Below are 13427 nucleotides of genomic sequence, written 5' to 3'. Positions count from 1 at the left end.
AACCGCGGCCTGGATCTCAAGCGGCTCGCGGAGGAGGTGGCGCTCCAGCTGCGCCACCTCTTCGTCACCAAGGCCCTGGGCGAGGCCCCCTCCGAGCTCGCCGAGTCCGAGCAGAAGGCGCTCGTGGCGCTCGCCCAGGAGGCGGACTCCGCCCAGCTCGCGCGCCTGTTTGACATCGTCCACGGCTGCGTGTGGGAGGTGTCCCGCGCCTCCCAGCCGCGGCTCGCGCTGGAGATGGCTCTCCTCAAGGCCATCCAGCTCTCCCCAGCCAGCAGCATCCCGGACCTCCTTGCCAAGGTGGATCGGCTCGCCCAGGGTCTGAATGGCGGTGAGGCCACGCGGTCCCAGTCCGGAGCGCCTGGAGGTCGCTCCGGTTCCACGAACTTTCGCGTCTGAGCGCCCCGCTCCCGCCGAGCCCGCTCGCCCCAACCCGCCCCCCGCCCCTCCTGCCGCCACGCGCCCGGCGGAAGCCCCACGGGCTCCCGCGCCCCTTGCGCCCGCTGGGGCAACGCCGCTCTCGCGGGTCACCGAGCCTGCGCCCCAGGTGCGCCTCACCAACGTGCGCAGGCCGGTGGGGCCTGAGACCGAGGCCGTTGATGACGACGAGGAGCGGCTCTTCGCCGAGGAAGGCTCCGCGGAGGGGTGCGCCTCCGGAGAGTGCCTCCCGGACGCTCCCCAGCAGGAGTCCGCAGCTGCCGTGCCACCTCAGCCCACGGCGGCCGCGCCCTCTCAGCCCACGGCTGCCATGCCCCCTCTGGCCAGCACCGGCCGGGACACACCCTCCCTCTCCGCGGGTGAGCGATGGCGCGCTGCGGTAGAGGCCGTCAAGGCCGCCAGCCCCCGCCATGGGGCCGCGCTCGCCCATGGGCGCCTGCTGTGGCTGCGCCCGGGGGAGGTGGGTGTGGCCTACATCGCAGCGGCCGCGTTCCACCGAGGCCAGGTCATGGGCGGCACCGGCCGGGCCCTCGTGGAGAAGGCGCTCTCGGAGCACTTCGGCCGTCCCACGAAGCTCCTGGTCGAGGAGGCTACCGGGGAGGTTGCCGCCACCCTGAGCATCGCCGAGCAGGAGGCCCAGGCCCGCACCGCCCACCAGCACACCACCGAGGGCAAGGTCCGTTCACACCCTGCCATCCGCGCCGTGCTCAAGCACCTGGGGGGTGAGATCGAGCACATCCAGGTGCTCGAACCTGAGCGCCCAGCGGCCAGCCCAACGGTCGAATCTCCTGAGGAGAGCGCCTGACAAAGGACGCGTGCGACGGTAGGTTGCGCCTCACATCCTTCATCTCGGGTGCCTGGCAGGCGCCCGCCCTCCAGATCGAAGAGGAAGCACCATGCCTGGCATCGACCTGAACTACTTCATCCGCCAAGCGAACAAGCTCACGGAGAAGATCGAGCAGCGCAAGCAGGAGCTGGCCAACGAGACCGTCGAGGCCAAGTCCGGCGAGGGCCGGGTGACGGTGATCGCCAACGGCGTCCAGGAGATCCGCAGCATCAAGATCGACAAGTCCGCGATCGACCCGAGCGACCCCGGGATGCTCGAGGACCTCATCACCGCCGCGGTGAACGCTGCCCTGGCGAGCAGCCGTCAGCACATGCAGAAGGAGCTCGCGAAAATCTCCGGCGGCGTCAAGATCCCGGGCGTTACCTAAGACCGGATGACCCCCGATCCTCTCAACCGGCTGGTCGCCCAGCTCGCGAAGCTCCCGGGCATCGGCGAGAAGACGGCGCAGCGCCTCGCGTTCCACATCCTGCGGGCCCCCGGCGACTACGCCGCGGAGCTGTCCCAGGCCATCCGCGAGGTGAAGGAGAAGGTGCACCTGTGCTCGCGGTGCTACTCGCTCACGGACTCGGAGCTGTGCGGCTTCTGCCGGGACACCCGCCGGGACGAGAAGGTGCTCTGCGTGGTGGAGACCTTCGCGGACCTGATGGCCCTGGAGCGCACGCGCGAGTTCCGCGGCCGCTACCACGTGCTGCACGGCGTCCTCTCCCCGCTGGAGGGCGTGGGCCCCGAGCAGCTGCGCATCAAGGAGCTGCTGGAGCGCCTCAACGACGGCAAGGTGGAGGAGATCATCGTCGCCACCAACCCGGACGTGGAGGGCGAGGCCACCGCGCTCTACCTCACGCGCCTGCTCAAGCCGATCGGCATCCGCGTGAGCCGCATCGCCCAGGGCCTGCCCATGGGCGGAGACCTCGAGTTCGCCGACCAGGCGACGCTCGCCAAGGCGCTCAGCGCCCGGCGCGAGCTGTGAGGCCCGCTACCGCGTGACGGTGTAGTCGAACGGCAGCACCACGTTGACCTCCTGGTCGCGGTGGACCGGGAAGCGCAGGCGCTCGGCCTGGCTCTCCAGGCACTGGCCCACCGTCTTGGAGGCCAGCGGCCCTTGTGTGGTGGCCTTCACGCGACCCGAGCCCGCGATCGAGAGCTGCACGCGCACCACGCCCGAGTTCGTGGGCAGGTCCTGCTTGTACCGCTCGAAGCAGTTCACGATGCGGGCCCGGCCGCGCGCCACCACGCGCTCGACGTCCTGGATGCCCAGCGTCACCGGGCGCGGCTTTCCCGTCTTGCCCGTCGGCTGCGCCGGCGGCTTGTCCTCGATCGGCTCTGGAGGAGTCACCGTCCCCGCAGGAGGGATCGCGGGCGCAGTCTCCGGAGGGGCGGGCTCGGGCGTCACGGGAGGAGTCGGAGTTGCTGCCGGGTTCAGCGCCGCGACGGTCGTTGGCGGAGTCCCACCGGGCGGGGCCTGCTCCTCCGAGGGCGGCGGCACAGGCGGAGTGGGCGTGGCCACTTCGGCGGGCGGTCTTGAGAGCCCTCGCCACGCCACGAAGCCCCCTCCCGCCAGCAGCAGCACCAACCCACCCACCAGGCCAATCCACAACCCCGAGCGGCGCGGCCTGCTCGCCGCGGAGGCCTGCGCCCCGCCGGGCGGTGGGACGATCCCGGTGTTGCTGCCGAGCTGCGGGGACGGCTGGACCGAGGGGAAGATGCCACTGGAGGCGTACACCACGGCCCTCGGCGGGGTGGAGCCCGACTGGGCGCTCTGGGCCGTCAGTGAGGCCAGCGTGGGGACACGGGTCTTCGCCGTGAAGCGCTCCTCGCCGAACTGCGCTCGCAGGTACTCGGAGAGCTCCTTGTGAGTGGCCAGCACCAGCTTGCCCTTCACGTTGTGCTCGATGGCATCGGCGAAGTCGGCCGCGGTGGCGTAGCGATCCTCGGGGCGCAGAGCCAGGGCCTTGAGCACCACCGCCTCCAGCTCCGGGGGGATGTCCCGGCGCAGCGAGGTGGGCGGCATGAAGTCGCTCTGCAGCAGCGCGTTGAGCACGGCCAGGTCGTTCTCTCGGGCGAAGGGCCGCACGTTGGTGAGCGACTCGTAGAGGCTCACCCCGAGCGAGAACACGTCCGCGCGCCGATCCACCTCTTTGCCCTGAGCCTGCTCCGGGGCCATGTAGATGTACTTGCCCTTCACCACGCCGGTGCGCGTCTGCACCACGCGGGAGGCGGCCTTGGCGATGCCGAAGTCCAGCACCTTCACCTGGCCCTGGTACGTCACATACAGGTTCGACGGAGAGATGTCCCGGTGGACGATGTGGAGGGGCTGGCCCTCCTCGTTGGTAAAGTCGTGGGCGTAGTGGAGGCCTCGCGCCGCATCCACGAGCACCCGCAAGGTGATGGGGATGGGCGTGTACTGCCGCTTCTTGCCCGCATGGCGCAGCGTGGTGGAGAAGTCCTCGCCCGCCAGGTACTCCATGCAGATGTAGTAGCAGCCCTCGATGAACCCCAGCTCGTGGATCTGGATGATGTTCGGGTGCGAGAGCCGCGCCGCCAGCCGCGCCTCGTCCCGGAACATCTCCACGAAGTCGGGGATGCTGGACAGGTTCGACAGCATGCGCTTGATGACGACGTTGCGCTCGAAGCCGTCCGCCCCCAGCAGCTTGGCGAGGAAGATCTCCGCCATGCCGCCCTCGGCGAGCTTGCGCACCAGCACGTACTGCCCATAAGGGTGCAGGAGCGTCGGGCTCGAGGCCTGGCTCCCGGGCTCGGGCTGCGTGCTGCTCATTCCGTGGAACCTCGCTTCAGGGTGCGCACCACGTACACATCCGGTGCGCCGGCATTCTGCATTCTAAACAGCAGAACGGGGGGAACGCCCACTGGCTCCACCCAGGTATCGAAGCGGTGCTTGCCATCCAACGCCACGGATCGGCCATTGATGGACAACTTCGTTCCTACGGGAGCGACCCCTACGGCACGCACTCGCTTGCCTGACCGCTGACCGTTCTTGGGGGCGCTCACGACGAGGACAGGCACCGAGTTGTCGTACACCAGCTCCAGCTTGTTCATGCGCCCGCCCCGGAGCGCCTGCCCAGAGCGGGACAGCGGGGTGACGGACCAGAGGAAGTTGCCCTCCCGCAGCAGGCCCGCCTCCAGCGGGGCTCGCGTGTCGGCCACGGTCCGCTCCGCCACGGGCTTGCTCAGCTCGCCGTTGCGGTACACGGCAATGCGGTACTTGGCCGCCTGGGGCTCAGGCGAGTAGGTGAAGATCACCACCGGGAGCTTGTCCTGGTAGAAGATCGTCGTCTTCTCCGGGCCCTCCGGCACCTCGTTGGTGACGCGCGCCAGATCCTTCGGGGCTCGCTCTGGCGCGAAGCTCGCGCTGCCCTTCGTCACCTCTGTACCGTCCGGCCGTCGCACCCGCCAGAACAGCTTGCCGCGCTCGGGAGCGGGTACGTTGGCGAAGGGCTGGTGGACGATGCCGCGCAGCAAGGGCCGGGTGAAGGCCGCGTCCGAGGCCACCTCCAGCACCGCGTCCCCCTCTCCCTCCCAGGTGAGCTGCACCTCGGGCAGTCCCCGGTGGAACACCTGCACGTTCTCCACCGTCGGCAGCGACAGCGGCGCCTGCGCCAGCGGCCCCACCTTCGCCTCGGCCTGGCCCGCGACGGTGGCCTGCTCGCCCGCGCGCAGCGGCTTGCGGGAATCGCCGCGCACCAGCACCACGTCTCCCGCCCGCGCGGCCACGTCGAAGCCGTCCGCGGTGCGCCGGACTTTCAGATCCGCCGCCCCGGCGCTCTCCAGCGTGAGCCCGGGCATCACCACCCGGCTGTCCCGCTCGGGCGCGAGCTTCAGCGTCACCGAGCCCTGGCGCAGATCCAGCCGCGCCTCGTCCTGGGAGCCGGCCTGGCCCGCGCCCTCCATCACCAGCTCGCTCCCCGAGGCGAGCGCGATCGTAGAGGCAGAGCCCTCCAGAGAGAGGTAGGCGGTGCCGCCGCGAGCACGCACGCCATCCCCCGCCGCCAGCTTCTGGGTTCCCTTCTTCGCCGTGCGCCACTGCGAGCTGCCCTTCGAGCGCACCTCCACGCGCCCCGAGTCTGCCCGCACGGTGACTTGGATGGTGGCCAGCTCGAGCACCCTCTGCGGGCCTGTCACCAGCTCGGCGCGGCCCGCGGAGACGTCCACGGACTGGCCCGCGGTGGCCGCCAGCTCCTTGCCATCCTTCGTCACGAACTGGATGGCGCCCATCTTCACTTCGACGCGGCCCTCTTCGGGACCGACGCTCACGCTCACCTCGCTGGCCTGCTCGCCGCCCACGCGCGTGAGGCCGTACGGGGTGAGGATGCGCAGCTCCACCGCGGGCCCCTGACGGCCCTTGGGCGTCGCGGGGACCCGGCTGAGGATGATGCCTCGTGCCACCCGAAGCACGATTCCGGCCGTGTCCTCATCCAGGACGAAGCGTGCGTTGGGGCCCACCTCCACCATGCGGCCGTCCGAGAAGCGCACCGTGGCGGAGCCCTCCAGCCCCGTCTCCAGCGCATCCCCCTTCATCAGCGGCCCTTCCGCCGCGGGGCTCATCTTCCCGCCGCGCTCCAGCTGGACCTCTCCCTTGAGCGCCTCCAGGCGCGCCAGCGAGCCCCCGCTCACCTCCTGCGAAGGCAGAGTGGGCTGGGTGGTGGGCTGGTTGGTGGGCCCGGGAGGAGGCGTGGGCGGTGGCGGATCATCACCGCACGCCGACACGAGTCCCCACACCAGGAGCAAAGCGCAGGCGATGCGGACCGCTCTCACCGCATCCTCGGGAAGAGATCGACGTTGAAGATGGCCTGCTCACCATCGCGCACGGTGACGGACTTGGTCTGCGTCAGGTGTCCCTTCGCGGAGATGATGATGCGGTAGGTGCCGGGTTTGATCTTCAGCGAGAAGGCGCCCTGGGCATCCGTGCGCGTGCGCACCTTGGCCGTGGGGATGGCGAGCGTCGCGCCGAGGGCCCGGCCTTGCTGGGTGCTGCGGACCGTTCCCGAGATGGTGGCGTAGCCGAGGCGTCTGGCCGGCGCGAGCGGGACGGACATCTCCGACTCCTTGCCCGCAACCACCACCGCGGCTTCCTCGACCGCCTGGAAGTCCGGCGCGGAGACCTTCACCAGCACCGGGCCCGGCGCGAGGTTGCCGATGCTGGCCTGGCCTGCTGCATTCGTCTTCAGCTCCTTGTTACCGACCACCACGGGTACGTTCGGCAGGGGCTGGTTGTCGCGCTTGTCGACGACGACGATCTTCAGGCCGCCAACAGCTGGAGGCAGCTTGCGCGCCTGAACCTCCAGCGTGGCACGCTCCCCTGATGCAACTGTGACGCGGCCCTCGGCTGGCTCGTAACCTTCCGCGGAGACCTGGGCCACCACCTCCCCGGGCCCGAGCTCCGCCTCCACCACCTGCCCCTTCGCGTCGGCAGTGCGAGGCTCTGAGGCGCCGCCCTTCGCCACGAGCGTTACCTTTGCACCGGCCAGCGGTGTCTTCGTGTCCGCATCCAACACCTGGAGCGCCAGGGAGCCCGGGCGCTCCTGGAGCTGCGACGGCGCGGAGCTCGAGGCGTCGAGCCATGAGAGCTGCAGCGCCGCACCGACTCGCTGAATCGTCTGGGCGGAGCGGGCTCCGCGGTCGGCCTCCAGCTGATCATGAACGTACTGGTAGTCGAGCACGAGTGCGCCCACCCATTGGCCCAACTGCCTCACCGGGACGAGCACGGCGGCGCCCGCCGCGAAGCCACTGGAGGACGCGCCCTCTCCTGCTGGGGCCTGGGCGGCGAGCGCCAGGGGGAACTCCCCACGTACCTCGCCTTGCACCCGCTGGAAGATGGGGAAGCGCAGCCGGCCGCCCAGGAGCGCGGAATGACGTCCCCCTCGCTGAAACACGGGCGAGGGCGTTGCCGAGGCCCCGAAGACGGGGAGATGCGCGAAGCCATACCCGGCACGCAGCTCGCCCAGGACGGGACCGAGGTGGCGGCGAGCGACCACTCCCAGCGAGACGCGCAGCAGGCTCCCCTCGGTGACGCGATCCGACTCGCGGTTCAGGGTGAAGGCCTCCCGCTGGAGGCTGGCCTGGGCGCCCAGCCACTCCACACCCAGTCCATAGAAGGCGGCCCACACCGCCAGATCATTGGGCGTCACGCCCGAGTAGGCGAGCCCCGGCCCGGCATCCACCTGGTCGCCGCTGCGCAGCGAGAGGCCGTAGCGCAGCCGCAACGACGCCCGCTCCAGCACGATCCCCGGCGCGGGAGGAGGCTCCACCTGCGCCAAGGCGACGCGCGGCCCCACCCCCAAGGTGAGCGCAAGGATGACGAGAAAGGTAGGCGTACGGCGCAGACGGGCCAAGGCCCACGGAGTATAGGGAAAGCCCCAAGGTCCCCAAAACTCTAGCGAAAGAAACCCCTTGGGTTCGGGAAGGCCCCCCAGGTCGCAGCGGTCATCCTACACCCCAGGTCCTCCTGCCCCGCACGGCAGGTTCCTAGAGTTTGGCCATGGGCGGTCTCACGCGTGAGCACGGCAGAGGACACGGTCCCGTTCAGAGACCGCGCCGGAGCCTGAGCACAGTGGCGGCACTGACGTTGAGCGTGATGACCGTGTGCGGCTGCGCCTCTGGACCGGTCCTCAGGGAGCCTTGTGGTTTCTTGGCGGGCTGTGGCGACATCAATGAGAGCTGGCGGCAGCGGCGCTCCCTGCAGCAGCGGCGGGAGACGGGAACGCGGTCCGAGGCGGCCCAAGGAGGTGCTCAGGAGGAGGCGCGCACGCGGGCGGTGAGCCGCTACATGGACTTCATCCGCGACCAGCAGGAGCGCTTGGAGCGCGGAGGGCTGACGGAGGAGGAGAAGCGGCGCGAGCTGTGGGTGCTGCTGGAGTTGCGGCAGTGGGCGCTGAGCCAGAGCGAAGCCGAGCTGCAACAGCATGTGCCCGTCGAGGTGCATGCAGAGCTGACGGCACCTGCTCACCGAGCACCCGCTGCGCACCCAATCGCTGGAAGCGCTCGCCAAGGCAGTGCTGGACTGGGCCTACGACCATGCCCGGGACGAGGAGCTCTTGCGCCGCAGCCCCACGGAGGTGGCGCTCTACCTGCTGGCACGGCGCAGCGCACTGGCCACGGCCATCGAGCTGGGCCGCATCGCCCCTCCTCACCTGGACTACACGCCACCGGAGGACAAGAGCCCTCCGCCCGAGGAGCTGGTGGTGGAGCTGCTCTATGGCGCACTGCCTGGAGTGGGTGAGCTGACGGACGGCGCATGCGTCCTCACCGGCTACAGCATCACGGGCCGCAAGCTGGAGGTGAACGATCGGCTGCTGTGCGCGGTGGGAGTGCTGCTGCCGCTGGTGCCCGGACGGGCGTTGTCCGGGGGCGGTGAGCTGCTGGAGCGCACGGCGCTCGTCACCGGCCGGAGCCTGGAGGAGATGCGGGTGCTGCAGCGCGTGGCCGCGCACCTGAGCCCTGAGGAGACAGCTCAGGTGGAGGGGCTCCTTCGCCGAGCTGCCAAGGGGGAGCAGCTGGCGGAGGAGGACGTAGCATTCCTGCGGCGGGTGGCGGCCGGGCTGGAGAAACCTCTGCTGAAGGCGGCGGACACTTTACGACGCGGGGGCAAGGTGCCGCTGGTAGGCGCGCGGCTGGGAGAGGCGGGAATCCGGCTGGAACCCGGCTCGGCCGAGCACATGGCGGCCGCCTGGGTGGACTACCAGTTCCGTCACCCGGGCAAGTACCCTCGCTTCCGCTTCGCCATCGACGCGGACTGGAGGAAGAAGTACGAGCTGATCGTCAGGAACAAGGAGGCGGGCGGCGAGTTCGAACAACAGGTGCTCAAGGCGCGGGCCCTGCAAAAGAACAGGGCGCTGATGCTCCCGCCACCGGGCAGTCCTGCGGCGGGATTCATTCCGGACGCGGTGTTGAGGAGCCACACGCCGGAGGAGTTGGTGTGGGGCCAGCCCTACTTCTTCATCGAAGCCAAGGCGCGCAAAGAGCTCGCTCTGGGTGGCAACCTCAAGGCCATGCTGGACTATGTAGACAAGCACGGCGGCCATGTAGAGCTATGGATCCGCTCGTCCAAGCACCCTGACGGCGCGACGCGGCTCACGCAGCCGCTCGAGGCGGAATTAAGGAAACTCGCCGATGAACGCAAGGCGACGATCAGAGTCTTCCCTTAGGTATCTCCGATGCCGATCCAGTACTTGACGACAGAGATCTGCCTGCCCCCTGGCCCTCTTGCCAGCGCGGTGGTCCAGACCTTCTTCCGCAGGGTGTTTGAAGAATACCGGTGGTTCCGTCCGATGAGATTCGGCAGAGCCTCGCTGGATAAACGCCTCGATCCCGAGAGCATCGACTACGACGCGCTCATCGAGCACTATGAGCAGTTCCACAAGATCACCGTTGCTGCCCGCACGGATCGGGATTTCTTCCTGCTCTACTGCGCGAAGTCCGCAGAATACCCCTATATTGGAGGCATCACCTGGGAGACGTCGGCCAGGGAAGCCTCCAAGCCGGCCTGGCGTCAGACTCATCAACGGCAGGTAGCGGACGTCATGCGCCTGGTGAACTCACCGCTGGCCATTACAGCGCTGAATGCTGATCTGAAGCCGAAGACCCAGCGGCTCGTCCCCAGCCCCGATGGCTTAGGCTCCATCCAGGAGTCCACCGTCCGCGGCTATGGAGAAGGGCTGGCGGGCCTGTTCTGGCGCAACTTCTTCGGCCCGCTCTTCGTCCAGACGCTCGGCGAGCGGCTGAACTCCCTCTCCGGTGAGTTCAAGCAGGACCTGGGCGACGGCATCGTCCTCGTCCAGCCCTACGAGCTGCCCACCCAGGCCGCAACCCCCGAAGGCACCGCGCGCGAGCACCAGCTCATCGCCCACCTGGGCCCCGAGTGCTTCTATGACCCCGAGCGCCACCTCAAGCCCACCCGCGTCCCCAACCTCCCTGCGCCGATGTTCCACTGACCTGACGCAATGGGTTGTCAGTGTCAGGCCCATCCCATAAAGACGGCCCATGCACTTCCTCCTCTTGATCACCCTCCTGGCCGCGCCCAAGGACACGCGCCTGGCGAAGGGTGAGAAGCTCCTGGCGGCCCAAGACTGCGAGGGCCTCCACCAGCTCTTCGCCCCCACCAACAGCACGCACGCCGAGCGCAACCTCGACGCCGCGCGCCTGCTCGCCCGGGGCTCTGCCACCTGCCGCCCCCAGGACTCCGTCCTCGCCTTCGCCCTCACCCAGCGAGCCCTGGCCCTCGCACCGGACGACGCCAGCGTGCGCACCGCCCACGCTGAGAGCCTCATCGCCGTGGACGAGCGTACCGCCGCCGCGAAGCTGCTCGACCAGACCCTCCAGGCCCACCCACGCACCTCCACCCGCGCCCGCTTCCTCCGCGCCCAGCTCGCCGACCAGGAGTCCGAGAGCGCCCTCGTCGTCAAGCTGGCCCAACCCCTCACCGAAGATCCCGAGTACGGCCCGCCCGCCCGCGAGCTGCTCGCCCGCCACCAGGCCACCCTCCAGACCCACACCCTGGCCCGCGAGTCCCTGGCCCGCGAGGAACAGGACGTTGCCGAGCGCGCCGCCCGCGCTCAGGAGGTAGCCGCCCGTCGCACCCCGGACGCCGACCCAACAGGTCCCCGCTCCGGCAGTGAGGCCTGGAGCGCCCGCGGCACCCTCCAGAGCGGCAGCCAGCGCACCTTTCGCACCCGCAACCTCCAGGCCGGCCTCACCTACATCTTCCACGCGACGGGCACCTGCACCGCCCCCGCCAAGCCCCAGCGCAAGAGCCGCCTCGCACCCACCGTGGACCTGTTCGGCCAGGACTTCCGCGTCCGCATCGGGACCCTGGAGCCCATGCCCCTCAAGGTAGGGGTCGAGCCCGCCCAGAACGCCCTCTCCTTCCGGGCCCCGGAGAACAACCCCCAGATCTTCCTCGAAGATCGAACGACGATCCGTCCGGGCGCTCCCCGTTGTACGATCAGCGATGTAGCGGTTCGGGTCCCCTGAGGCCAACCATGGATCTCCGAGGAAGAGCGGTCACGTAGCTTGCTGGACCCCATTGTGTCTGCTAAGCATCCCGCGGTCGGGAGCGACGCATCTAACCTCCGGGATTCACTCCGGAAACCCTGGGCGCTGCCGAAGCACAGGTAGAAGCGAACGCTGAGGAGCGTAGAGGAGCGGATACGCCCATGGGCACGCAACTGGTGATGTACGAAGAGGAGTTCACCAAGATCAACGCCGTTTGCGACCGGCTCACCAAGGACGCGAACGCGAAGGTGGTGTTCCTCGTCGACAAGAACGGGCAGCTCATCTCCTCCGCGGGGCAGACCCAGAACATCGACACCACCTCACTGGCCTCGCTGACGGCCGGCAACGTGGCGGCGATGGGCGGGCTGGCCAAGCTGATTGGGGAGAATGAGTTCCCCAATCAATTCCACGAGGGGGCGAAGGACTCTCTCTACATGACCATCGTCGGGAGCCGGGTCGTGCTCGTGGTCATCTTCGACAACCGCACGAGCCTCGGTCTGGTGCGCCTGCGCATCAAGAAGGCCAGCGACGAGCTGGGGAAGATCTTCGAGAGCCTGGTGAAGAAGACCGACACTCCCGGGCTCGGCTCGCCGTTCGCCGAGATCTCCGACGACGATATCGACAACCTCTTCAGCGAATAACCCGGGAAGCCATGTCCTTCATCAACTACTCCTCCCGCGAGATCAACTGCAAGATCGTCTATTACGGGCCGGGCCTCTGCGGGAAGACGACCAACCTGCAGTACATCTACAACAAGACCGCGGCCGACACGAAGGGCAAGCTGATCTCGCTCTCCACCGAGACAGATCGCACGCTCTTCTTCGACTTCCTGCCGCTGTCGCTCGGCGAGATCCGCGGCTTCAAGACGCGCTTCCACCTCTACACGGTGCCCGGCCAGGTGTTCTACGACGCCAGCCGCAAGCTGATCCTCAAGGGTGTGGACGGCGTGGTCTTCGTGGCCGACAGCCAGATCGAGCGCATGGAAGCGAACATGGAGTCGCTGGAGAACCTGCGCATCAACCTGGCCGAGCAGGGCTACGATCTGAACAAGATCCCGTACGTGATGCAGTACAACAAGCGGGACCTGCCCAACGCGGTGACGGTGGAGGAGATCCGCAAGGCGCTCAACCCCCGCAACATCCCCGAGTACCAGGCGGTGGCTCCCACGGGTGTCGGCGTCTTCGACACGCTCAAGGCCGTGGCCAAGCTGGTGCTCACCGAGCTGAGGAAGGGCGGCTAGGCAGCGGGCAGGCAGCCAGCCCTCCCCCCCTGCAACGCCAGGGGTGAAGGATGGTATGACCTGTGCTGTCGGGCCGGCTCCACTCGAGGTCGCTCGTGCGCTCCGCTTCCTCCATCCTCCGCTTCCTCGCGCTGCTGGCCGCAGGCCTCTGCGTGCCCGCCTTCGCCCAGGAAGCGCCCGCGACGCCCGCTGCGGCAGCGCCCGCCTCGCCCGAGTCCACGCCCGCAGCGCCCGCGCCCACCCCCGCTGCACCTCCGGCGGCGCCCGCGTCCCGAGAGATCCCCGCCACCCCGCCCGGGCCCGCGCCGCAGACGGCCGATGAGGCCTTCACCACCCGCGTGAAGACGCTGGAGGAGGAGGTCGTCGATCTCAAGGAGAAGATCTACCGCTCCAAGGCGCGGCTGCTGCTGCTGCAGGAGACGGTGCTCGGCGGAGACCTGTCCACCGGCGCCCGTGCCGTGCTCTTCCACAAGAACGAGATGGGCAACTCGTTCGTCCTGGAGTCCGTGGCCTACGCGCTGGACGGCGCCCCCATCTTCACCAAGGTGAACCAGGACGGGGACCTGGACAAGCGCGAAGAGTTCGAGATCTTCAACGGCCGCATCGTCCCGGGGCAGCACCAGATCGCCGTGCGCTTCGTGTACCGCGGCAACGGCTACGGGGTGTTCAGCTACCTCGAGGGCTACAAGTTCCGGGTGCAGTCCAGCTACACCTTCAACGCGGAGGCCACCAAGGTCACCACCGTGCGCGTGGTGGGCTTCGAGAAGGGCGGCATCACCACGGACCTGAAGGATCGCCCCTCGGTGCGCTACGACATCGAGGTGTCGCGCGACTCCGGTCCCGCCAAGGTTGAGAGCGGCAAGGTCCCCGCCGCCTCCACCTCCGAGACGAAGTAGAGGG

12 protein-coding genes and 1 pseudogene are annotated in these 13427 nt (G+C 68.9%); 10 read left to right on the top strand and 3 right to left on the bottom strand.

The window, feature by feature from the left end; genetic code table 11:
- The 4 genes and pseudogenes from VD972_RS34820 to recR form a co-directional block, all read left to right on the top strand.
- Positions 1-396 (top strand): annotated as a pseudogene (locus VD972_RS34820) (DNA polymerase III subunit gamma/tau); the annotation flags it as partial.
- A 148-nt stretch (positions 397-544) separates the two neighbouring features.
- Positions 545-1240 (top strand): DNA polymerase III subunit gamma/tau, encoded by a 696-nt coding sequence (locus tag VD972_RS34815; protein ID WP_324993118.1) that lies wholly within the window; start codon positions 545-547, stop codon positions 1238-1240.
- Positions 1241-1331: 91 nt separating this feature from the next.
- Positions 1332-1649, top strand: coding sequence for a YbaB/EbfC family nucleoid-associated protein (locus VD972_RS34810; protein WP_324993117.1), 318 nt, complete (start codon positions 1332-1334; stop codon positions 1647-1649).
- Between the two features lie 6 nt (positions 1650-1655).
- Positions 1656-2249 carry a recombination mediator RecR gene (gene recR, locus VD972_RS34805; RefSeq protein ID WP_324993116.1) on the top strand — a complete coding sequence of 198 codons (594 nt, stop codon included), beginning with the start codon at positions 1656-1658 and terminating at the stop codon, positions 2247-2249.
- Positions 2250-2255: 6 nt separating this feature from the next.
- Here the strand turns inward: recR and VD972_RS34800 are convergent, their stop codons facing one another.
- From VD972_RS34800 to VD972_RS34790, 3 genes are all read right to left on the bottom strand, one after another.
- Complete coding sequence (locus VD972_RS34800; RefSeq protein ID WP_324993115.1) at positions 2256-4055, bottom strand: protein kinase domain-containing protein; 1800 nt, start codon at positions 4053-4055, stop codon at positions 2256-2258.
- The gene (locus VD972_RS34795) at positions 4052-5815 is read right to left on the bottom strand and encodes a hypothetical protein (protein WP_414654179.1); all 1764 of its coding nucleotides are present in this window, start codon (positions 5813-5815) and stop codon (positions 4052-4054) included. The genes VD972_RS34800 and VD972_RS34795 overlap by 4 nt, the downstream gene beginning before the upstream one ends.
- Before the next feature lie 233 nt (positions 5816-6048).
- On the bottom strand, positions 6049-7629 hold the full coding sequence (locus tag VD972_RS34790; protein ID WP_324993113.1) for an MSCRAMM family protein: 1581 nt from the start codon (positions 7627-7629) through the stop codon (positions 6049-6051).
- Positions 7630-8289: 660 nt separating this feature from the next.
- Here VD972_RS34790 and VD972_RS34785 point away from each other — a divergent pair.
- From VD972_RS34785 to VD972_RS34760, 6 genes are all read left to right on the top strand, one after another.
- The gene (locus VD972_RS34785) at positions 8290-9441 is read left to right on the top strand and encodes a pre-toxin TG domain-containing protein (protein ID WP_324993112.1); all 1152 of its coding nucleotides are present in this window, start codon (positions 8290-8292) and stop codon (positions 9439-9441) included.
- A gap of 123 nt (positions 9442-9564) precedes the next feature.
- Positions 9565-10227 (top strand): hypothetical protein, encoded by a 663-nt coding sequence (locus VD972_RS34780; protein ID WP_324993111.1) that lies wholly within the window; start codon positions 9565-9567, stop codon positions 10225-10227.
- A 49-nt stretch (positions 10228-10276) separates the two neighbouring features.
- A complete protein-coding gene (locus tag VD972_RS34775) occupies positions 10277-11266 on the top strand; it encodes a hypothetical protein (protein WP_324993110.1) in 990 nt (329 codons plus the stop codon).
- 182 nt (positions 11267-11448) lie between these two features.
- Positions 11449-11928, top strand: coding sequence for a gliding-motility regulator GTPase-activating protein MglB (gene mglB, locus VD972_RS34770; RefSeq protein ID WP_324993109.1), 480 nt, complete (start codon positions 11449-11451; stop codon positions 11926-11928).
- 11 nt (positions 11929-11939) lie between these two features.
- Positions 11940-12527 (top strand): gliding-motility regulator Ras-like GTPase MglA, encoded by a 588-nt coding sequence (gene mglA, locus VD972_RS34765; RefSeq protein ID WP_002613100.1) that lies wholly within the window; start codon positions 11940-11942, stop codon positions 12525-12527.
- Between the two features lie 95 nt (positions 12528-12622).
- Positions 12623-13423, top strand: coding sequence for a dihydrolipoamide acetyltransferase (locus VD972_RS34760; RefSeq protein WP_324993108.1), 801 nt, complete (start codon positions 12623-12625; stop codon positions 13421-13423).
- Positions 13424-13427 lie beyond the last annotated feature (4 nt).

Origin of the sequence: Hyalangium sp., from assembly GCF_035629615.1 — a bacterium.
In the GTDB taxonomy this organism is placed as follows: Bacteria; Myxococcota; Myxococcia; order Myxococcales; family Myxococcaceae; genus Hyalangium.
Note: the sequence above shows the minus strand (reverse complement) of the source record. Positions and strands in the feature narration are given on the sequence as shown.